This is a genomic window from Flavobacterium sp. CG_23.5 (assembly GCF_017875765.1).
Taxonomy (GTDB): domain Bacteria; phylum Bacteroidota; class Bacteroidia; order Flavobacteriales; family Flavobacteriaceae; genus Flavobacterium.
In genome coordinates this window covers 1,776,329-1,798,750 of record NZ_JAGGNA010000001.1, presented here as the reverse complement: position 1 = coordinate 1,798,750, position 22,422 = coordinate 1,776,329, and the positions used below count along the sequence as shown (strand labels likewise).

Annotated in this window: 20 protein-coding genes and 1 tRNA gene; 14 read left to right on the top strand and 7 right to left on the bottom strand. The window is 33.5% G+C overall.

Annotation, left to right across the window (positions count from 1 at the left end; translation table 11 throughout):
- Window positions 1-2: 2 nt before the first annotated feature.
- Window positions 3-3,833 (bottom strand): type IX secretion system sortase PorU, encoded by a 3,831-nt coding sequence (porU, locus tag H4V97_RS07735; RefSeq protein ID WP_209549392.1) that lies wholly within the window; start codon window positions 3,831-3,833, stop codon window positions 3-5.
- A gap of 199 nt (window positions 3,834-4,032) precedes the next feature.
- Between porU and gldJ the strand changes: the two genes are divergently transcribed.
- From gldJ to H4V97_RS07720, 3 genes are all read left to right on the top strand, one after another.
- Window positions 4,033-5,715, top strand: a complete 1,683-nt coding sequence (gldJ, locus tag H4V97_RS07730) for a gliding motility lipoprotein GldJ (RefSeq protein ID WP_209549391.1) — start codon at window positions 4,033-4,035, stop codon at window positions 5,713-5,715.
- Between the two features lie 61 nt (window positions 5,716-5,776).
- On the top strand, window positions 5,777-7,063 hold the full coding sequence (locus H4V97_RS07725; protein WP_196849486.1) for a UDP-N-acetylmuramoyl-tripeptide--D-alanyl-D-alanine ligase: 1,287 nt from the start codon (window positions 5,777-5,779) through the stop codon (window positions 7,061-7,063).
- Window positions 7,064-7,330: 267 nt separating this feature from the next.
- Complete coding sequence (locus H4V97_RS07720; RefSeq protein WP_196849485.1) at window positions 7,331-8,788, top strand: glycoside hydrolase family 30 protein; 1,458 nt, start codon at window positions 7,331-7,333, stop codon at window positions 8,786-8,788.
- A gap of 116 nt (window positions 8,789-8,904) precedes the next feature.
- Here the strand turns inward: H4V97_RS07720 and H4V97_RS07715 are convergent.
- Together H4V97_RS07715 and H4V97_RS07710 are read right to left on the bottom strand one after the other, a co-directional pair.
- Window positions 8,905-8,979: transfer RNA gene (locus H4V97_RS07715), tRNA-Val, on the bottom strand.
- Between the two features lie 86 nt (window positions 8,980-9,065).
- Complete coding sequence (locus H4V97_RS07710) at window positions 9,066-10,286, bottom strand: bifunctional folylpolyglutamate synthase/dihydrofolate synthase (RefSeq protein ID WP_196849484.1); 1,221 nt, start codon at window positions 10,284-10,286, stop codon at window positions 9,066-9,068.
- A gap of 128 nt (window positions 10,287-10,414) precedes the next feature.
- On the opposite strand from H4V97_RS07710, the gene H4V97_RS07705 reads away from it, so the two are divergent.
- Window positions 10,415-11,110 carry a MotA/TolQ/ExbB proton channel family protein gene (locus H4V97_RS07705; RefSeq protein WP_209549390.1) on the top strand — a complete coding sequence of 232 codons (696 nt, stop codon included), beginning with the start codon at window positions 10,415-10,417 and terminating at the stop codon, window positions 11,108-11,110.
- Between the two features lies 1 nt (window position 11,111).
- Window positions 11,112-11,507 carry an ExbD/TolR family protein gene (locus H4V97_RS07700; RefSeq protein WP_196849482.1) on the top strand — a complete coding sequence of 132 codons (396 nt, stop codon included), beginning with the start codon at window positions 11,112-11,114 and terminating at the stop codon, window positions 11,505-11,507.
- A 140-nt stretch (window positions 11,508-11,647) separates the two neighbouring features.
- Here H4V97_RS07700 and H4V97_RS07695 read toward each other — a convergent pair whose 3' ends face one another.
- The 4 genes from H4V97_RS07695 to H4V97_RS07680 form a co-directional block, all read right to left on the bottom strand.
- Window positions 11,648-12,547 carry an energy transducer TonB gene (locus H4V97_RS07695; RefSeq protein WP_209549389.1) on the bottom strand — a complete coding sequence of 300 codons (900 nt, stop codon included), beginning with the start codon at window positions 12,545-12,547 and terminating at the stop codon, window positions 11,648-11,650.
- 193 nt (window positions 12,548-12,740) lie between these two features.
- The gene (locus tag H4V97_RS07690; protein WP_209549388.1) at window positions 12,741-13,967 is read right to left on the bottom strand and encodes a Glu/Leu/Phe/Val dehydrogenase dimerization domain-containing protein; all 1,227 of its coding nucleotides are present in this window, start codon (window positions 13,965-13,967) and stop codon (window positions 12,741-12,743) included.
- A 104-nt stretch (window positions 13,968-14,071) separates the two neighbouring features.
- Window positions 14,072-14,431: a DUF2809 domain-containing protein gene (locus tag H4V97_RS07685; RefSeq protein WP_209549387.1), complete on the bottom strand. Its 360-nt coding sequence runs from the start codon at window positions 14,429-14,431 to the stop codon at window positions 14,072-14,074.
- Window positions 14,428-15,495 carry an anhydro-N-acetylmuramic acid kinase gene (locus tag H4V97_RS07680; RefSeq protein ID WP_209549386.1) on the bottom strand — a complete coding sequence of 356 codons (1,068 nt, stop codon included), beginning with the start codon at window positions 15,493-15,495 and terminating at the stop codon, window positions 14,428-14,430. The genes H4V97_RS07685 and H4V97_RS07680 overlap by 4 nt, the downstream gene beginning before the upstream one ends.
- 98 nt (window positions 15,496-15,593) lie before the next feature.
- Between H4V97_RS07680 and H4V97_RS07675 the strand changes: the two genes are divergently transcribed.
- From H4V97_RS07675 to H4V97_RS07635, 9 genes are all read left to right on the top strand, one after another.
- Window positions 15,594-16,733, top strand: a complete 1,140-nt coding sequence (locus H4V97_RS07675; RefSeq protein ID WP_209549385.1) for an acyl-CoA dehydrogenase family protein — start codon at window positions 15,594-15,596, stop codon at window positions 16,731-16,733.
- 100 nt (window positions 16,734-16,833) lie between these two features.
- Window positions 16,834-17,511: a Crp/Fnr family transcriptional regulator gene (locus H4V97_RS07670; RefSeq protein WP_196849476.1), complete on the top strand. Its 678-nt coding sequence runs from the start codon at window positions 16,834-16,836 to the stop codon at window positions 17,509-17,511.
- 104 nt (window positions 17,512-17,615) lie between these two features.
- Window positions 17,616-18,077, top strand: a complete 462-nt coding sequence (locus H4V97_RS07665; protein WP_209549384.1) for a YHS domain-containing (seleno)protein — start codon at window positions 17,616-17,618, stop codon at window positions 18,075-18,077.
- A gap of 9 nt (window positions 18,078-18,086) precedes the next feature.
- On the top strand, window positions 18,087-18,476 hold the full coding sequence (locus tag H4V97_RS07660; protein WP_209549383.1) for a DoxX family protein: 390 nt from the start codon (window positions 18,087-18,089) through the stop codon (window positions 18,474-18,476).
- 1 nt (window position 18,477) lies between these two features.
- Window positions 18,478-18,966, top strand: coding sequence for a DinB family protein (locus tag H4V97_RS07655; RefSeq protein ID WP_209549382.1), 489 nt, complete (start codon window positions 18,478-18,480; stop codon window positions 18,964-18,966).
- Window positions 18,954-19,664, top strand: coding sequence for an NRDE family protein (locus tag H4V97_RS07650; RefSeq protein ID WP_196849472.1), 711 nt, complete (start codon window positions 18,954-18,956; stop codon window positions 19,662-19,664). The genes H4V97_RS07655 and H4V97_RS07650 overlap by 13 nt, the downstream gene beginning before the upstream one ends.
- Before the next feature lie 194 nt (window positions 19,665-19,858).
- The gene (locus H4V97_RS07645; RefSeq protein ID WP_317192104.1) at window positions 19,859-20,737 is read left to right on the top strand and encodes a D-alanine--D-alanine ligase; all 879 of its coding nucleotides are present in this window, start codon (window positions 19,859-19,861) and stop codon (window positions 20,735-20,737) included.
- A gap of 4 nt (window positions 20,738-20,741) precedes the next feature.
- The gene (locus H4V97_RS07640) at window positions 20,742-21,383 is read left to right on the top strand and encodes a hypothetical protein (RefSeq protein ID WP_209549381.1); all 642 of its coding nucleotides are present in this window, start codon (window positions 20,742-20,744) and stop codon (window positions 21,381-21,383) included.
- A gap of 52 nt (window positions 21,384-21,435) precedes the next feature.
- Window positions 21,436-22,416 (top strand): M28 family peptidase, encoded by a 981-nt coding sequence (locus H4V97_RS07635; RefSeq protein ID WP_196849469.1) that lies wholly within the window; start codon window positions 21,436-21,438, stop codon window positions 22,414-22,416.
- Window positions 22,417-22,422 lie beyond the last annotated feature (6 nt).

Sequence of the window (22,422 nt, the reverse complement as noted above, 5' to 3'; positions counted from 1 at the left end):
TATTAAAGTATTACAAGTTTTTCATACTTTTCTGCCTTTTTATTGGTCAAGTTTGATTTTACGGTAAGTTTATAAACGTAAACCCCTTTTCCAATTTTGCTTCCAAAGTCGTCTTTTCCATCCCAAATAATTTCTTTAGATAGAAATCCTTCGGTGGTAATGATTTGATTTTTAGTCCAAACCACTTTTCCTGTTATTGTCATAACCTGAACCTGAACCTCAAGAGGTTCATAAGGTCTGTTATGTGTAAACCAAAATTCGGTATAATTAACAAATGGATTGGGGTAGTTCAATACGTGCGTCAATGTTATGGTTTCATCTCCAACAACAATAAACTGAATTTCTGTAATAATGGGATTGTTATATACATCCCATGCTTTGAACGTAATAGTATGTAGGCCTACTGATAAGTTATGCAATGGAAATCTGAGCGTTCCATGGGTATAATCATCTAGTTTTGTTTGATAATAATCATTTAATATAAAAGGATTATTTACATCACCATCTAATATTGCAACAATGTCATGACCTATTCCGCTGGCTGTATTTATACCATTTTCATCTTCAAGAAAAGCAAGAAGGAAAGGAGATTCATTTGTTGTGCCACCTGAAACAAAAGTTTCATCATTCATATATAACTTAACTTTTGGACTAATATTGTCTGCGACAGCATTTTCATTTATTCCTCCTACTTTGATGCTCGTATTAAAACCAGTCTCATTTTCTAAAATCTGATTTTTTTTAGCATAAAAACTGATTCTTCCATTGGCTACTGGAATTCGAATATCACGCGGAACGACGAAGCTAAACTCAAATTTGCCATTTGTTACCGATGCATTTCCTCTAAATATGGTCTCACCTAAAACATTAAAATTTATTGGACTACTATTTCGATCATTGTTTAGCGTTGTTCTTGCAATAATTTTATCGAAAATAGTGGTAGAAAGTTCGCCATTATAATTCGTTAATAGGTTGTTGTTTTCATCGGTAATTTCACCGGTCAATTTTATCTTTGATAATGATTTGAAATCATCAATGGGTTGAGAAACTGCAATATCATTAACTTTTGTGAGATTTATTTTTGGTTTTGGTATCGCTAGCATCAAAGCTGGGTCGCCAATATAAAAAACCACATTCGTCGCTGAATTTGGGTTGCTGTTTTTGGAAAGTCGCAATGCTTCTGCAATAGAAGTGTATTGATTAGATCCGTACGACAATAAATATTTAGACAATGTATCGTTGAAATTTTCAGCACTGTATTGTCCAATTGCTCGTATGGTGGTGATCATGGCAATGGCACCTCCGTTTGGATTCCAATACGTATATTCCCCCGCTGTCGGTCTGGAAGGATTGTCAAAACGGGAAAATTCACAAGTTATAGTAATGAATAAGGGATATTTGTATTGATTGCTTAAATTTTGACCATCAGATTTTTCCCAAATGCGTTCGCTGGACAAACCATCTTCCCCACCATGCCCCAAATAATTAAATATTAATGCTCCTTTTTCGAAAGCATTAAAAAAATCGGTTCGTGCTTTTGGATACCTGAATCCACCAGCTGACGCTTCTTGAACATAAGAGTCTAAAAGTATTTTATTAACATTCAAAAATGGTTTTTCGGATGTAATAACGTCTGCTAAATTATTTTGTCTGCTTTGCAAAGATGCATCTGAAGTAATATCTGAGTCGTCAGAAACCAAAACTATATTATTCCTCCAACTGCCGTATGATTTTAAATCATAGTATTCGATGACTTTATTTACCATTTCATCAGCTTGCTTGGTGTCATTTACCAGCATTCTTCCAACTGCAATATCGATTCCTCCAAAATAGGAAATAATATTTCCTTCACTAGCATCCATTAAACCAAAAAAATCATCTGAGGCGAAAGAAGCTTCGCCTGATGTATTGCTTTTTAAGGAGTGATAAATAGGAACAACATTAGTGTTGTTTGCAATTCGGTTTTTAAAATCGTAGGAGGCGTCACCAAAAAGGTTGACATATTTTATTCTTTTTTCAGGGGTTGAGGCATTTTCATAAATATATTTGATGCAATTTCTTATCGCAGAAATATCTTGTTTTCCGGATGAGAACTCTTGGTAAATAGATTCAAGCGAAATTACTTTTACATTCAGATTTGATTTTGAACGATGAAAAGTTGCTAGCTTTTCCGCTTGTGTTGTTAAAAAAGCAGGCGATATAATTACGTAATCAATATCTTGAAACTGGCCTTGGGCATTTTTAAAAATTGTCCCTCTTAAGTTCTGATTAGTAATTTTAGTTTTACTAGTCTTCAATGGCGTAAAGTAGTCTGATGCGTCAAGTGCAATATATTTTCTCAGCTCGCCCAAATTTGCTTTAAAAGTGAAAGAACTTTGACCCGCGTTTTCCGCTTTGGTTATATTGTATAAATCGGTGATGTCCCATATTTCAGGAATGCTTGCGGAATTTGCGATAGTATAACTTGCAATTCCTAAACTTGAATTTGATAAATCGTATTGAAAATGAAATTGCTTTCCGTAACCCTGAAGTTTTCTTTTGGCGATAAGCTGAATATAATCCAGATAGCCTTTTGATCCAGGAACGCCATTATTATTATAGGTTAATTTGATTTTTACATTTTCGGAACCGGTAAAAGACACATTGTTTGGTAAAGATCCCGTATTGAATTCGGTATCCGAATTAGCGTTCAATGCGGGAAAAGAAATGTTCCCTATTTCTTGTCCATTAGCCGCCATTTTAAATGAAGTAGGGGAAAAAGCCGCTGAAGCTAATGTTGCTTTTGCTTTAATAGGAGAAGAGGCATCGAAGTTTGGGAAATTAAATTCAAATTCCTGTTCTTGCTTTATTTCAAATGATTCTCCAAACCATTGTCGCCCTAAACGGGCAATATTTACAAGATCTATTTCATGATATTGATGATCATCAAATGTGTTTAAAGCAATTGTAGTGCTTCCTGAAGGTTGATTCATAGGTGCGATTCTTTTTCCTTCAGCACCTTGAGTTGTTACATAATAATATGATTTTGTGTCGTATAAATTAGTAAAGGTTTGGCTTTCTTCGTTCCAGGTATCCAATCCTTCAGCATAAAATAAAATATAGTCATCATCGTTAAATATGCCGTCGTTTTCTCCAAGAACTTCAATGGCATTCTCAATCAAATCTGAAGGGTAGAAGGTGTTGTTTGACAAGGGAAGCATTTTTCCGCCATTGCCATAAATCTTTATTTTTTTTGGATCAATGCCGTTTGTGTTGAATCCTAATTGCTGTAAAAAACTTTTAGAGATCTTGTAAACGCCGGATTTTTCTATATAAAATTGGTACCAATCCCCTGATGCTAAAATTGAATTGATTTGCGCGGCAGCGCTTTTATTAGATTGTGAAAGTCTGGAAGAGTTGCTTTGCGCCGCATAAGAAAACGATTTTATTCTTTTGAATCCAAAATTGTCTTTTACTATTGGTGAGAGAACAAGAAAAGTGGATTCTAGGTCTCGAGCCGTTATTGTTCTCAGGTAAGCATTTGGTGTTGTGGGAATATTTTCCAAATCTAGATCACCTAGGTTGGATGTTGAAATGGGTTCGTAAATAATATTAGTTATTTCAACATTACTTTTTTCAAAAGAACTTGACTCTGATATTTTTAAAGTATAGTTTATCGCTTTTTTGGCGACATCATAATAATAATTTTCACCGCTAAATTGAGGGGCATTGATTAGAATATCTCCAATAGAAATTTCTTTTTTTTCTGACCATCCAATGTTAATCGTGCCTTTTGTTTGGGCAAAAGAAATAAATGGAATAAGAGATAAATAAACTAAAAGTGTTTTTCTCATTGTTTTTTTTAACGGGATTGAGCCTGAATTATTACTAATGAGTAAAAATAAATCATTTAGTGTAATTGTAAATAATAAATATTATAAATTTGCGTTTTTGTAATATGATTTTCTGATAAAATTTATTAAAAAAGGATGTTGCAAGTTACTGGTTAATTATTATATTGCGTCACTTTAAAATTATTACCTACTAAAGAGTATGAAACTAAACAAAATTTTGGCCTTTCGATTGATGTTATCAATACTAATGATTGCAGGTTTCGCTAGTTGCAGTAAAAAATCTAGCTCCAAAAATGCATCAAGGGCTACCGGTTGGAATGTGGATGGTAAGAAAGGGTCAAACGCTAAAAAACAAGAAACTGGACCAGGTTTAGTTTTTGTTGAAGGTGGTACGTTTACAATGGGTAAAGTACAAGATGATGTAATGCATGATTGGAATAATACTCCAACGCAACAACACGTTCAGTCTTTTTATATGGACGAAACTGAAGTAACGAACTTCATGTATTTGGAATATTTAGATTGGTTAAAACAAGTATTTCCACCAACAGAAGAAAACTACAAAAATATCTATGAAGGAGCATCTCCAGATACTTTAGTTTGGAGAAATAGATTAGGATATAATGAAACAATGACTAATAATTACTTGAGACATCCATCTTATGCTAATTATCCTGTTGTGGGTGTGAACTGGATTCAAGCAGTAGAATTTAGCAAATGGAGAACAGATCGTGTAAATGAAGCTGTATTAGAAAAAAGTGGTTACTTAAAGAAAAATGCTAAAACACAGGATGTTAGTGCGGAAAGTTCATTTAGTACAGAAACATATTTAAATAGTCCTACATTAACCTATGGTGGTAATGAAGAAATTGTTTTGAAAGGTAAAAAAGGGGCAAGAAAAACGCCGAAAGCAGGGAAAGACGGAAAAGTAACTGAAGCAAAAAATGTATATGCACAACGTTCTTCTGGAATTATTCTTCCAGAATATAGACTTCCAACTGAAGCAGAATGGGAATATGCAGCAGCAGCAGATGTTGGGCAAAGAGAATACAATAATTACAAAGGACAGAAAAAATATCCTTGGTCTGGAGATTATACTCGTTCAGGGAAAAGACAAAGTAAAGGCGATCAATTAGCCAATTTCAAACAAGGAAATGGAGATTATGGTGGAATTGCAGGTTGGTCTGATGACGGTGCAGATATTACTAATGCAGTAAAAAGTTATCCGGCAAATGATTTTGGATTATATGATATGGCTGGAAATGTAGCCGAATGGGTTGCCGATGTTTATAGACCAATTATTGACAACGAATCTAATGATTTTAATTATTTTAGAGGAAATCTTTATACCAAGAATAAAATTGGTGCAGACGGGAAAGTTGAAATTGTGACGAAAGAAAATATGAAGTACGATACATTAAGTAACGGACGCATCATGGCTCGAAATTTTCCAGGTCAAATAGCTCAAGTTCCTGTTGATGAACAAGAGACTTATTTGAGACAGAATTTTGATAAAAGTGATAATGTCAATTACAGAGATGGTGATAAACAATCTACTAGATATTACAACTTTGGATCTGATTCTGAAACTGCCAAGCAAAAAGAGGAAAAAATCATGTACAATTCTCCTAAACACAATGTAACAACAGATAGTTTAGGGATGATGGTTAGAAAGTATGACAAATCAAGTAAAAGAACTACTTTGATAAACGATCAAGTAAGAGTTTATAAAGGTGGATCTTGGAGAGACAGAGCTTATTGGTTAGATCCGGCTCAAAGAAGATATTTTCCTCAAGATATGGCTACCGATTATATTGGATTTAGATGTGCCATGTCAAGAGTGGGACCTAAAGCTGATAAAAAGAAAACAGCAAGAAATTAATTTTTCATCAAATAATAATCAAAGCCCTTTCATTAGGGCTTTTTTTTTAAATCATTTTTAAATGGATATAGCCAGCATTCATAGGTTGTTTTTAAAGTGCAAATCAGTTTCGATTGATACCCGTAAAATTGAGTCGAATTCCTTTTTCGTTGCTATAAAAGGAGAGCGTTTTGATGCTAATACTTTCGCTAAAGAAGCACTGGAAAAAGGAGCTTCTTACGTGATAATTGATAATGAAGCCTATTATATTGACCACAGAACTATTTTGGTAGAAAACAGTTTAATTGCATTGCAAGAGTTAGCGAAGTTTCATCGCGCCTATCTTAAATTGCCTATAATTGCTCTTACAGGCAGTAATGGAAAAACTACAACGAAAGAACTTATTAATGTTGTTCTTTCTAAAAAATACAAAACAAAAGCCACTGTTGGAAATTTAAACAACCACATTGGCGTGCCTTTGACTTTACTTTCTTTTAATTCGGAGACAGAAATTGGAATTGTTGAAATGGGTGCAAATCACAAAAAGGAAATCGAATTTCTTTGTGAATTGGCAAAGCCAGACTATGGTTATATCACTAATTTTGGTAAAGCGCACTTGGAAGGATTTGGTGGTGTTGAGGGTGTTATTCAAGGTAAAAGTGAAATGTATCACTATCTTTCCGATAATGATAAAATGGCTTTTATAAACTTGGAAGATCCAATTCAGGTTGAAAAATCAAAAATGTTTAAATCATTTTCTTTTGGTATAAATAAAGAAAATGCGGATGTAAATATTACAAAAGTGACAGCAAATCCATTCGTGGTAATTAGTTATTCCGGGTTTACGATTTTATCTCATTTAATTGGTCTTTACAATGCTAATAATATAAATGCTGCCATCACAATTGGAAAGTATTTTAACGTGTCAGATATGTCAATTAAAGCGGCACTGGAAAGCTATGTTCCTGAAAATAACAGATCGCAATTATTGACATTGGGAACAAACCAGATTATTCTGGATGCATATAACGCGAATCCAAGCAGCATGATGGTTGCTATCGAGAACTTTAAACAATTAGACAATCCAAATAAGATTGTGATTTTGGGAGATATGTTTGAATTGGGAGAAGAAAGCCAACAGGAACATAAAACTATCGTAACAATGCTTTTAGATCAGATAAAAGTTAACTGTTACTTTATTGGAACTGAATTTTATGAGAATAAAGTTGCTAGAGATAATTTTCAGTTTTATGAAACATTTGATGCCTTTTCGGCTCATTTGAAAAACATGAAATTGGAGAACAAAACGATTTTGATTAAAGGTTCCAGGGGAATGGCATTAGAGAGAAGTTTGGATTTTTTATCTTAAATTGTATTGACAAAAAGAAGACATTGAAAAATGTTTTAATAATTATTATAGTTGTTATTTTTCAATTATGAAGTGGTCTTATTTATTTAAGTAATTTAACCACTGAATTTAGTAGCAGTTGAGATAGCTCTTTGTAGTAAGCGAAAAATTATATTTTTGAATTTCAAAGCCATCTTACGTTGTAAGATTGATAGTGAATTTTTAGCAAACAAAAATATAGTAATGGAAATGTGTGTGAAGGTTTTTGGGGAAGTAAACATCAATTTTATGAAAAAAATAATAACAACAGCACTTTTAGCAGTGTCCTTTTTTGCAATCGCTCAGCAAAAAAACAAAATAAGTCCGGTTCTCTTTTCTACAAAAGACCGAACGGTTACAGTTTATACTTCGGCGGATAATACGAATTTAAGATTGTCAAAAACAGATAATTTGCAATTCACGGATTTAAAACAACCACTTGAAACACAACTTTGTGTTTTTGTAAATCCAAGTAAAACCTTTCAGACATTTTTAGGGATTGGTGGTGCAATTACGGATGCAAGCGCAGAGGTTTTTGCAAAATTAACCAAAGAAAACCAACAAGAATTTTTAAATGCATATTACGATAAGGAAAAGGGAATAGGTTATTCACTGATTAGAACAAACATTCATAGTTGTGATTTTAGTTCGGGCAGTTACACTTACGTTGATGAAGGTGATGCGGCGTTAAGGAGTTTCAATATTTCCCATGACAAAGAATTTAGAATTCCACTAATTAAAAAAGCAATTGCTGCTGCAGACGGAAATGCTAACGTATTTGTGAGTCCATGGAGTCCACCTGCTTTTATGAAGGACACTAAAAAAATGCTTGAAGGCGGTAAATTATTGCCTGAATTTTATCAGTCCTGGGCAAATTACTATGTGAAATTCATTAACAGTTATCAAAAAGAGGGGATCCCTGTTTGGGGATTAACGATTCAAAATGAGCCAATGGCGAAGCAAACCTGGGAGTCCTGTATTTACACTGCCGAAGAAGAACGTGATTTCCTGAAAAATTATCTGGGGCCAACGTTAAAGAAAGCCGGACTTGGTGATAAAAAAATTACAGTTTGGGATCATAATAGAGATTTGCTGGCTCAAAGAGCGAGCACCATTTTAGATGATCCGCAAGCCAATAAATATGTTTGGGGAATTGGTTTCCATTGGTATGAAAACTGGAGCGGAGGAGACTCAATGTATGAAAATGTTGGTAAAGTAAATGAAATGTATCCAGACAAAAACTTACTTTTTACAGAAGGTTGCGTGGAGAAATTTGATTACAAAAAATTGCAGCTTTGGGCAAACGGTGAACGATATGGACAGTCAATGATTAACGATTTCAATAACGGAACTGTAGGATGGACTGATTGGAATGTTCTGTTGGATGAAAATGGAGGGCCAAACCATGTTGGTAATTTTTGTTTTGCTCCAATCCATGGTGATACTAGAACGGGAGAATTAGTCTACACGCCATCTTATTATTTCATAGGTCATTTCTCGAAATTTATTGGAAAAAGTGCAAAAAGAATCAGTAGTGTTTCCAGTCAAAGTTATTTATTAACTACTTCTTTTTTAAATAAAGATGGTAAAGCAATTACTGTTGTTATGAATAAAACGGATCGTAAATTGAAGTACTATTTATGCATTGGTACAAAAGCAACTGAGGTTTCTATCTTACCTCATGCTATCCAAACATTGGTGTATTAAACTTGAAGCTTATATCCATTATTTGAATTTTTATTAGTGTCTTTTTTTGGACTACTATTTCAAGACAGGAAAAATTGAACATAAAAAAACTCCTTAATTTCGTAAGGAGTTTTTTGTGGGCGATGAGGGGTTCGAACCCCCGACCCCCTCGGTGTAAACGAGGTGCTCTGAACCAGCTGAGCTAATCGCCCTAACACAATTTAGTCATTTTCATTTCCTTATTGCGAGTGCAAATATAAGCCACTTTTCTGGATTTGCAAGTAAAAAACAAAAAAAATTATAAAATTTCTGCAACTAGAAAGGTGCTTCCGCCAACATAGATAAAATCTGATTTTGATGCATTTTGTTTTGCGTCGCTGTAAGCTTCTGAAACCGAATTGTATAATTCCCCAATAAGTCCAAATTCCAAAGCTTTTTGCTGTAAAATGGCCACGTCTAAACCTCGAAAAATATTCGGTTTGCAGAAATAATAAATTGCATTTTTTGGGAATAAGGGTAAAATCTCCTCTAAATCTTTGTCGTTAACCACGCCAAATACTATATGTAACTTATCGAATTTTTCTTTTCGAACTTGATTGAGAACAATTTCCAAGCCGTTTTTATTATGCGCTGTGTCGCAAATAATTTTAGGTAATTCACCTAATTGTTGCCATCTGCCTAAAAGTCCCGTGTTTTTTACAACATTCAATAAACCAAATTTGATATTTTTCTCACTGATTTTAAATTCGTTTTGACTGTTTAAAATGCTAATAGTCTGTAAAACTGTTTTTTTATTGTGGACCTGGTAATCACCAATTAGATCACAAGAATAGTTTTCTGAAATCAAATCGGAAGCAAAATATATTTTCGATTGACTTTCTTTGGCTTTAGCTAAAAAAACAGGTTTCGTTTCAGAGGTATATTCTCCTATAACCACGGGAATGGTTGGTTTTACAATGCCTGCTTTTTCAAAAGCAATCAATTCAAGTGTATTTCCTAGAAATTGTGTATGATCTAATCCAATATTGGTAATCACGGATATAAGCGGCGTAATAACATTGGTGGCATCTAATCTGCCGCCCATTCCAACTTCGATGATGGCAATGTCTACTATTTCTTTTGCAAAATAATCGAACGCCAACCCAACGGTCATTTCGAAAAAACTCATGTCGTTTGCTTCAAAAAAAGATTTGTGTTTATTGATGAAATCAGTAACAAATTCTTCAGTAATATCAAATCCGTTAATTTTAATTCGCTCCCTGAAATCTTTTAAATGGGGAGACGTATACAAACCAACTTTATAGCCCGCTTCCTGAAGAATGGATGCCAGCATATGAGAGGTGGAACCTTTTCCGTTTGTTCCCGCTACATGCATGCATTTTATTTTTTCTTGTGGATTACCGAGATGTTGTACTAGTAAATGAGTGTTGGTTAAATCTTTTTTATAAGCCGAAGCGCCCTGAAGTTGGTACATCGGGAGTTGCTTAAACATCCAATCTATAGTTTCTTGATAGTTCATTTTTTTATAAAATTGCTGTGCATTAAAATATTTTTCGATTTTTTTAGTTTAATATTACATCGAAAAGTATCTTTAGTGCAAAATTGATATAATTTTTAGAATTAATGAGTAAAAAATAATAATAATATATGTTTAGTTTTATACAATTACAGGCCGATACCATTGCCAATGCTGCTTCAAACGTAGTTATCGAAAAAATTGCCCCAAATACAGAAATCTCTGTTTTAGAATTTATTTTAAAAGGCGGGTTCTTCTTAATTCCAATTTCAATCCTATTATTCTATACTTTTTATTTGATTATAGAACGTACTTTATACATTAATAAAGCGTCTAAAATTGATCATCGATTGATGTTAGACGTACGAGACAATTTAAATTCCGGTAATTTAGAATTAGCAAGATCCATTGCCGAGAGAAGCAACAACTCTTCTGGTAATATTATTAAAGAAGGAATTCTTGTAATTGGCAGGCCTATTGCCGAGATTGAATCTAATATGGATCGCGCTGCCGATATCGAAATTGGAGAAATGGAGAAACATTTGGGTCAATTAGGACTTATTGCAGGAATTGCGCCTACGTTAGGATTTATTGGAACAATTTCAGGAGTAATTAAAATATTTTACAGTATTTCCGTTACCGAGAATATCAGTATTGGTAATATTTCAGGAGGTTTATATGAAAAAATGATCAGTAGTGGATCTGGGTTGTTAGTTGGTATCATTGCTTACAGTGCCTACCATCTATTAAACGGAAAGATTGACAATTTTGCTTTAAAAATTCAAAAGCAGATACTAGAATTCGTAAATATTATTCAAAGATCGTAACATGTCTATAAAACGAAAAAGAAGATTTCATGCCGAAGTGGCTACTTCGTCATTGAGCGATATTATGTTTTTCTTGTTGTTGTTTTTTCTGATTATATCCACTTTGGCTAATCCAAATGTTATTAAAATGACATTGCCAAAAGCTAAATCCAACGAGAAAACCAACAAACAATATATTAGTTTATCAGTTACAGAAGATAAAAAATTCTACATCGATAAGCAGGCTGTCACTTTTGAAGCGTTAGAAACAACGCTAATGTCGAAAATGAACAGCGGGAAAGATCAAACGGTTATTGTAAGAATTCCATTCAATTTACAAGTGCAAGATTTAGTTGATGTTTTGCAAATTGGAGTACGGAATAACTTGAAGTTTGTAATAGCTACAAGTCCGAAATGATTTAGATTATAGTTGTAAAATTATTTGTTTTTGATTTCGGAAATTTTATCTCGGATTAAAAACAGTACAGTTTCAAAATATAAAAAAGCCTTAATTTCTTATCAAGAAACTAAGGCTTTTTTATTAGTATTAATTTAATTTTAATTCAAATTGAAGTTATAAACTATTTTTCCTACTTGTTTTTCCGGGGCATCACTGCTGGCATCCCATTTCGTATTCATAGCTGCGATTTTAGCCTGTTCTAATAAACAACTTGCCGTGTTAGTCGTTCCTTTTATTCCTGCAACCGCGTTTATTGTTCTACCGTTTCTGTCCACGGAAACTTCAACTACCACTTTACCTTGTTCGTTGCAGGTGTATTTTGGTGCGGGTTTAGAAACTGCTTTCCGGTTTCCTAAAGAGTAACCAGTACCACCACCAGATCCACTTCCTGATCCTCCGCCACTTCCTGAACCATATCCGCTACCGGTTCCTATTCCGTTTCCAGTACCATTTCCGCCTCCTGTTCCACCGCCAGAACCTCCGGTTCCATAATAGCCATTAGAGCTCAAACTTCCGTTTGCTTTTCCTTTGTTTCCTGCTGTTTTGTCATTGCCATCTCCTCCTTTATTAGAACCTTTTAGAATGCTAGATAAGGCATCATTTGTATTATTGGAAACTTTAGGTTTTACTACAACTGGTTTTATTTCCTGTTTTATAACCACGGTAGGTTTTTTCGTCTTTTCTTTGGTTGGGATTACTACGCTTTCTTCAGTGGTGTTTTCTTGTGATAAGATGGCTTCCTCAGGAGTCGATTTTGTAGGTATTTGTTTGGTTTGGTTTTTTACTTGTAAAACTTCACTTTTATAATTTGCTCCTGAACCTAAATCACTATCACCAAAATTTACGGTAACGCCTCCGCCACCTCCGCCACCTGCTAATTCAGCCATGTTGGCTGGAGGCCAAAATCTAATGAAAAATAAAATTAGCAGCAAAGTTGCATATAAAAGGAAAGATATTGCTAATGATTTCTTTTGATCTGAAGAAATGGTGGAACTCATCGGTATTTTAATATTTAAAAAGTGTATGTATAAAAAACGTTGAAATGTACTAAAAATTGCCAACAGAGAAAAGGTAATCTATTGTTAAAATTAATATTGCTGTTTAAGGTATAAAAAAAACTCGGATTAAACAGATATTGAGAATCTGTTTAATCCGAGTTATAATAGTACTAAAATAGTAGGTTTTTATCTTTTAAGTCAATTGCTTTAATGCAATTTCAAAGGCAGTAGCACTAATATTTGTTTTTGATGGATTTAATTGATGTGCTTTTTCGATTGCATTTTTAATAGTAGCCGAAGTGTCCTGAAAGATAGCTTCATCCGTCATTTGTACTTTCTTTTCCATAAAATAAGCGAAAACTCTAGCCATTCCACAGTTAGAAATAAAGTCAGGAATCAAACTTACTTTGTGATCTACATTCTCCATAATTGGTCCGAAAAAGATTTCTTTGTCTGCAAATGGTACATTGGCACCACAAGAAATTACTTCAAGACCATTGGCAATTAAACTGTCAATTTGAGATTGAGTAACTAAACGTGAAGCTGCACAAGGCGCGAATATTTCAGCACCTATTGTCCATATTTTTTGATTGATTTCTTCAAAAGGAATCATATTCTCCGCAACCAGTTTGTTTCCGTCTTTGGCAAGGAATAATGATCTTATCTCTTCGAAAGTAAAACCTTCTTTCTTGATTAATCCACCATCTCTATCAATTATACCAATTACTTTTGCTCCCATTTCGGCTAAGTAAAAAGCTGCTGCAGAACCTACATTCCCAAAACCTTGAACAATGGCTTTCTTACCTTTTACATCACCACCATAAATACTGTAGTAATTACGAACGGCTTCGGCTACACCAAAACCGGTAATCATATCGGCAATAGTATATTTTCTAGAAACGTCTGGTGAGAATTTCGGGTTTTCGATCACTTTAACCACACCTTGACGCAATTGACCAATTCTATTGATTTTGTCTGCTTCTGTAGGTTTAAAATGACCATTAAAAACACCTTCTTGCGGATGCCAAACACCACATTCTTCCGTCATTGGAATTACTTCGTGAATTTCATCAACATTTAAATCGCCACCCGTTCCGTAATAACTTTTCAATAATGGAGAAACTGCTTTATACCAACGTTGTAAAACGCCTTTTTTTCTTGGATCATTTGGATCAAAATTAATTCCAGATTTAGCACCACCAATAGCAGGCCCTGAAACCGAAAATTTCACTTCCATTGTTTTTGCCAATGACAAAACCTCATTCATATCCAATCCTTTTCTCATACGAGTTCCACCACCGGCAGCACCACCGCGAAGGGAGTTGATGACAGTCCATCCTTCAGCTTCTGTTTCGGGATCTTTCCAGTTAAAAATGATTTCGGGTTCCTTATTTTCGAATTTCTTTAATAAATCTTTCATTTATTGCGATATGTTTAATTTTGACAAATATAAAAAATAGTATAATGCGAAATCTGTATTTGAAATATTATTTTAAAGAATCTAAATTTAAGAGTAATTGTGAATTATTTTGTGAAACGATCTAAAATAAAAGCGATAAATATTCCAAAAGGATAGGCCACTAAGTCAATCAAAAGGAATCCTTGTCCCAAGACATAGTGTCCTGCAACTGTATTCCGAATTGCAGTAATCCAATCTGCTTGATAAAGTTGTGAAAATTCAATTGCAAAACAAATGCTTATAGCAATCAACGCAGCTTTGTGTTTTGACGTTTTTAAAAACAATAGTCTTATGATAAAATAAATCATTATGGCATATAAAATGTCACCAACACACAAAGGGACAATTGGAATTTGTCTGGAAAAAATCCCCAATAAGATGATTGTTAAGATTGTAATGAGATAGTGAATTCTTTTGTTTTTCATACGGTGAAAATAACTCCAGAACTGTGATCTTTTTGTGCCCCGGTTACACTTCGCAATACATTGACTTCTCCTCGTAACTTTAATACACCAAGCAAAGCAAATATTAATGCTTCTTTGAATTCCAATATTTTATTTGACGGAATTATAATTTTTATTTCCGGTAAATAGGATTGAATACGTTCTATAAGAAAATCATTGTATGCCCCACCACCAGTTATAAATAGGTTTCCTTTTTTAGTAGGCAGAGCCGATGCAATTTGAAACGCAACGTGTTCTGTGAAAGTTCGTAGCTTGTCTGTTGTCGAAATTTTATACGTGTCAATTATGGGTAATACGACCTCTTTTACAAATTCGAAGCCCAATGATTTTGGATGTTTTTTTTGATAAAAATCCAGATCGTTTAATTCGTTTAATAAATTTTCATTTATACTCCCAGTACTCGTTTTTTGTCCTTTATCGTCATACGCTAAACCCAGTTCATTTGCGTAAAAATTCAAAACTGTATTTACTGGAGAGATATCGAAAGCAATTCGTTCACCATTTTCTTCGAATGAAATATTTGAAAAACCGCCCAAATTCATACAATAGTCATATTCAGGAAATAATATTTTATCGCCAATAGGAACTAAAGGCGCGCCTTGTCCTCCCAATTGAACATCCTGAACTCTAAAATCACACACTACTGTTTGATGAATCAATGCGGAGATTTCTGGTAAATTGCCTATTTGAAGTGTAAAACCTTTCTGCGGTTGGTGTAAAATGGTATGACCATGCGAGCAAACGGCATCGATGTTTTCGATATTATACTTTTTAATGAAATTAGAGATGGTCGTGGCGAGAAGTTCGGTGTACTTTTGGTTTAAATCATCTAATTCGTTTATGGAGAAGCCCACAGCCATTTTTAGGCTAGTAACCCAATCGGAACTATAGCTAATAGTTTCACTTTCAATTATTTCGAAAGCCCATTCTTGACTCTCTACTCTAAATTGAATATGAGCCAAATCAATTCCATCCAGCGAAGTTCCTGACATTACTCCTATAACGTTATAGTTTTCTGTTTCCATATCCCAAATTTACGAATCAGAATTGATAAATTCACAAGAAAAAAGTATCTTTGGCTACTTTTTTTAAGTAATTCACAACTTTTTTATTTTATATAATTATGGATTTTAATCTAACCGAAGAGCAGTTAATGATTCAACAAGCCGCTAGAGATTTTGCTCAAAACGAATTGTTGCCGGGAGTAATTGAAAGAGATGAACACTCAAAATTTCCTACAGAGCAAGTTAAGCAAATGGCAGAACTTGGTTTTCTAGGAATGATGGTTGATCCTAAATATGGTGGTTCAGGACTTGATAGCGTTTCTTATATTTTGGCAGTTACTGAAATTGCAAAAATTGATGCCTCTGCGGCAGTTATCATGTCAGTAAATAACTCGTTGGTTTGTGCGGGAATAGAGAAATATTGCAATGAAGAGCAAAAACTTAAATATTTAGTTCCTCTTGCCAAAGGGGAAGTTATTGGTGCTTTTTGTTTGTCGGAACCAGAAGCGGGATCTGATGCTACTTCACAAAAAACCACTGCAATTGATAAAGGAGATCATTACTTATTAAATGGTACCAAAAACTGGATTACAAACGGATCGTCTGCATCTACTTATATCGTAATTGCTCAAACTGACGTTGAAAAAGGACATAAAGGAATCAATGCTTTTATAGTGGAGAAAGGTTGGGCTGGTTTTGATATTGGTCTAAAAGAAAAGAAAATGGGAATTCGCGGGTCTGATACGCATTCTTTAATGTTTACCGATGTTAAAGTGCCTAAAGAAAACCGAATAGGAGCAGATGGATTTGGATTTAATTTCGCCATGAGCGTATTAAACGGAGGAAGAATAGGTATTGCTTCTCAAGCATTGGGTATAGCTACAGGTGCTTATGAATTGGCTTTGAAATATTCTCAAGAGCGTAAAGCTTTTGGAAAAGAAATTTTCAAACACCAAGCAATCGCTTTCAAATTAGCCGATATGGCAACTCAAATTATGGCAGCTAAAATGTTATGTTTTAAAGCTGCTTCCGAAAAAGATTTAGGAATGGATATTTCTCAATCAGGAGCAATGGCCAAGTTATTCGCTTCTCAAACTGCAATGGACACGACTATTGAAGCCGTACAGATTCATGGTGGAAATGGTTATGTAGCCGAATATCATGTGGAACGTATGATGCGTGATGCTAAAATTACTCAGATTTATGAAGGAACTTCAGAGATCCAACGTATTGTAATCTCAAGAACACTAGTTTCTTAGATAAAATTTTATAGCTATTAAAACCCTTTCCAATTTCGATTGGAAAGGGTTTTGTTTTTTAAGTCGTTTTTTTAATACATTTACTCAAAGATTTACTTTTATGTATGAAGATTTAAAATATTGGTATTTACGCGATCACAAATTGTTTCGGACTTTAAGTTTCGGACAAATCAGACAATTGTGTATTATTACAGGTTTTAAAAAAGCAAATAAGGGGGAGATCATTTATTTTTCCTCATCGGATGTGCCTCGAATTTTTTTGCTTAAAAAAGGAAATATTAAAATCGTAGCTGTTGATGAAGACGGAAACGAAACGATAAAAGATATTATTCAAAAAGGAGATTTATTTGGGGAACTCACTTTAGAAACAGATGATCAGACTAATGAATATGCTAAAGTCCTTTCCGATGATGTGGCAATTTGTAGCTTTCTACTATCTGATTTCGAAGATTTATTATTGCGAAACCCTAGCTTGGCCTTGTCCTATACTAAATTTGTAGGATTGAAGATGAAGCGCATCAAAAACAGTTACTCTAATTTGATTTCAAAAGATGCTAAAACTAGATTGTTTCAGTTTCTAAAAGATTGGGCAGAGAAAGAAGGAAAGCGAGTGGAAAATGAAGTGGTTATCGAGAATTATCTAACTCAAACTGATATTGCTCAAATTATTTGTACATCAAGACAAACTGCTACTCAACTGCTGAATGAAATGGAAACAAATGGAATACTTCTTTACAATCGAAAAGAAATCGTTATTTTGGATGTAACAAAACTGTAATTACAACTATTTCGTATCTATTGTAAACTAGCTGACAAATGGTTTTTCTGTTTCTAAATACCTTTGGTAAAGAAATTTCAGAGAACCCTTTAAATTCAATTACAATGAAAAAACAAATCATCTGTCTGCTTATCAGTTTTATTTCGTTAACAGGATTTTCTCAAAACGAAAGTAAACGAATTAAACAGTTCAATTTAAAAAGAAATATCGCCATTAAGGGGTATGATCCTGTGGCTTATTTTAAACAAGGAAAAGCGGTGAAAGGAAAAAAAGAATTAACTTCAACCTTTGAAGGAGTTATTTATAATTTTTCTTCGGCGGCAAATAAGGAGTTTTTTTTAAAAAATCAATCAGCTTATGAGCCTCAATATGGGGGTTGGTGTGCTTTTGCGATGGGAGATTCAGGTGAAAAAGTGGATATAAATCCAGAGACGTTCAAAATTATTGAAGGGAAATTATATCTGTTTTATAACGCTTATTTCAATAACACATTGAAAAGTTGGAATAAAAATCAGTTAGGTTTAAAGTCAAAGGCTGATGCAAATTGGAAAAAAATAATTCAATAAATTAGTAGTATGAAATCATCATTATTTACTTGGTTATTGCGTCTTGTTGTTGCCGTGATTTTATTGCAGACCTTATATTTTAAATTTACGGGTGCAGCGGAAAGTATTTATATTTTCAAAACTTTAGGGATGGAACCTTACGGTCGTATAGGCTCCGGTATTGCGGAACTGATTGCTTCCATTTTAATAGTAATACCCAGAACCACTCTACTTGGTGCATTACTTGGACTTGGAGTAATGATTGGTGCAATTATGTCACATTTGTTAGTTTTAGGAATTGAAGTGCAAAACGATGGTGGAACACTTTTCACCCTAGCGATAATCACCTTTCTTTGTTGTTCTATTTTAGTTTATCAAAATAGGAGTAAAATACCAAATTTGTTTAAATTAAATTTTTAATATGCTTATACCTTCCATAAATAATAGCTTAAACGGACTGGTCGGTTTACTTAACCAGCTGTCTAATTCAGAGTATTATAATCCTTGTGCTTCGCTAAGTAATTCCACTATAGGCGAACATACCAGGCATATTATAGAAATGTTTCAATGTCTTGAAGCGAATTATGAGGCAGGCATTGTAAACTATGATAACCGAAAAAGAAATATTGCAATTCAAACAGATACTGAATTTGCAATAAGTCAAATTAGAATTATCCAAGATTCTTTGGAAAAACAAAATAAAAAAATAGAACTGCAGCAAATTATTGATGGTGAGGAAATCCGTATTGATAGTAATCACTTCCGGGAATTGCTTTATAATTTAGAACACTGTATTCATCATCAGGCGTTAATAAAGGTAGCCGTTTTGCAAAACGAAACAATTATTGTCGATGAAAATTTTGGTGTAGCCCGTTCCACAATCGAATATAGAAAACAATGTGTACAGTAAGTTTTGTAAATGTCAACGGTAAAATTATCATTACCTCAAATCGAGATGAAAAAGTAATACGTCCAAGTGCAATTCCTCCAAAAGATTATACCATTAACGGTAAAAATATCATTTTTCCAAAAGATCCAAAAGCTGGGGGAACTTGGTTTGTGGTAGATGCTGACGGAACTGTTTTGGTATTGTTAAACGGCGCCGAAGAAAAACATAAGGTTCAACTTCCATACCGAAAAAGTCGGGGATTGATTGTTTTGGATATTATAAGTAGTGCTTCACCAAAGGATTTCTGGCAGGAAATTGATTTAGAAGATATCGAACCCTTTACGCTGATTTTATTTCAAAATAATGAACTTTTTCAGTTGCGTTGGAATGGAAATCAAAAAGAAACCAAATCACTTGACATAAATAAAAATCATGTTTGGTCTTCTTCGACTTTATATCCGAAAGAAATTCGGGATAAACGTTCGAACTGGTTTTATACTTTTTTGGAAACAAATCCACAGATTTCAGAAGAAGAAATCCTTGGTTTTCATCGCTATACTGAAGAAGAAAATCAGGAAAACGGTTTGGTAATTAATCGAAATGAAGAAATGAAAACCTTAAGTATCACTCAATCTATAATCGAAAAAAATAAAGTTGCTATATTGCATTATGATTTAATTCATCAGAAAGAATATACGACCTCTTTTATTACTATTTAAAAAAATGGAAATTGACATAAGTTATGGCGAATAGGCGAATAAAATTACTCTTTCATAAAATTACCCACTGGGAATATTGGCCTTTCCAGATTGTTTACATTCCAATTTACTTTCTTTGGTCCTATTATTCTATTAAGGCAAAATCGATTTTTTTCTTTAATGCTTCTAATCCCACTATTAAAAATGGGGGATTTATGATGGAATCCAAAAAAGCAATTTATGATTTGATTCCGCAACAATTCTATCCAAAAACAGAGTTGATAAATGAAAGAACTTCACTAGAGACCATTTTAAAAATCATGGAATTTTCAGGAATAAAATATCCGTTGATTGCAAAACCGGATATAGGTTTACGTGGTTCGGGAGTTAAAAAAATCAATACTATTCAGGACTTGGAATTGTATGCCCATAAAGCAAATTTTGATTATGTTATCCAAGATTTGATTCCTTACGAAAACGAAATCGGCATTTTTTATGTGCGTTATCCTGATGAAAAATCGGGCAGAATTACAGGGATAGTTTCTAAAGAATTTCTAATTATTACCGGAGATGGCAATTCTACAATTGAAGAACTAATCAAAGAAAATCCGCGATACGAATTGCAATTGGAAGTATTAAAAAAGGAATACGGAAAAAAATTACTTGACATTCTTCCAAAAGATAAAAAACTGAATCTGGTCCCGTACGGGAATCACGCACGTGGAGCAAAATTTATAGATGGAAGCCATTGGATAACGCCAAAATTGACAAAAATTATTAATGAAATGTGTTTGCAGATTCCGGGTTTTTATTTTGGAAGATTGGATGTGATGTATGCTACTTTAGAAGACTTGGAACAAGGAAAAAACTTCTCTATTGTTGAATTGAATGGAGCGGCTAGCGAACCCACTCATATTTACGATCCAAAACATTCTTTATTGTTTGCGTGGAAAGAACTGGCACGACATATTACTTACATGTTCGAAATTAGTGTTCACAATCATAAAAATGGCATTCCATATTTGACTCACAAAGTGGGTATGCAAGAATATCGTTTGCATATAGAGCAAAGTAATAAGATTGTAAATTTTTAATGAAATGAAAGTAATAAAAAATATTTTTGTTGGTTTTTTAGTGAGCTTTATCGGCTCTATACCGCTTGGATATTTAAACATTATTGGCTTTGAAATTTATTCGAAATTTGGAATTAAGGACTTAATTTTCTATTTATTGGGGGTGATTTCTGTTGAGGTTTTTGTGATTTATTTTACTTTAATTTTTGCTGAAAAATTGGTAAATAATAAAAAACTCATGAAAGCAGTTGATTATTTTGCCATTATATTCTTGCTAATTCTGGGCTATTCTTTTTATGCTCATTCTAATCAATCAGCGGCAAATCATAATGATTTAGAAAAATATATTACCTATTCACCTTATCTTATTGGTTTGCTTTTAAATTGCGTTAACTTTCTTCAATTGCCTTTTTGGACGGGTTGGAATCTTTATTTGATGAATGGGAACTATATTGCAGTCGAAAATAAACTTAAATATTATTACATTGCTGGAACCTTGATAGGAACATTTCTGGGAATGTTAGCGTTAGTTTTAATTTTAAATACGCTATCTCAAAACACTACTTTTTTTTCTAAATATGTAATGTCAGTTATTATTCCTTTATTTTTCATAGTTTTAGCTTTTATTCAAATGTATAAAGTCTATAAAAAATATTATAAAAGATAATATTGGAATTTAAAAGTTCCATTAAAATGTAATAAAGCATAAATATCCAATTATGAAAAAAATACTTCTATTAGTTCCTTTCGTTTTCTTTGGTTGTAAACAAACTTCAACCATACTGTCTGATTCTTTAAAAAATAAATCACAAACTCCATTAGGAATAAATTACAAGGTCAAAGAAACCGCAGTTGCGGAAACTTTGAAATACCTTTCTTCCGATGAATTAGAAGGCAGAGAAACCGGAACTAAAGGAATGGAGAAAGCGGCAGATTATTTGGAACAATTTTTCAAGAACAATAATGTAAAGCCTTATTTTAAAAGTTACCGCGACACTTTGACGGATTACAAAGTCCCGGCCTATAATATTGTTGGCTATGTCGAAGGAACAGATCCTATTCTAAAAAAGGAGTTCATAATTATTAGCGGACATTACGACCATATCGGAATTGATAAAAAAGGAGTGAATGGTGATTTCATTAACAATGGTGCCAATGATGACGCGTCTGGAACAACCGCTGTGGCTGAAATGGCTAAATATTTCAGTGTTTCTAAATCGAATAAAAGAAGCGTGCTTTTTGTGTTCTTCGTAGGAGAGGAAAAAGGTTTGTTGGGTTCGAAACATTTGGCCAAAAAACTAAAAGCGCAAAATTTTAATTTATATGCGCAATTTAATATCGAGATGATTGGTGTACCAATGAAACGAGATTTTCTTGCGTATATTACTGGTTTTGATAAGTCGAATATGGCCAGTAAAATAAATGAATATACTGGAAAAAAATCCATTGGTTTCCTCCCAAAAGAAGCGGAATATCAATTGTTTTATCGATCTGATAATTATTCTTTTTATGAGGTTTTTAAGGTTCCTTGTCAGTCAATAAGTACTTTCGATTTTGAAAATTTCCAATATTATCACCATGTTTCTGATGAGTTTAAAGCCATGGATATTCCTCACATGACTTCATTCATTCAGGAATTACTGCCAGCTGTAACGCAAATGGCTAGTTCCCCAACACATGAAATTATTATGGTTAAATAAATCTGC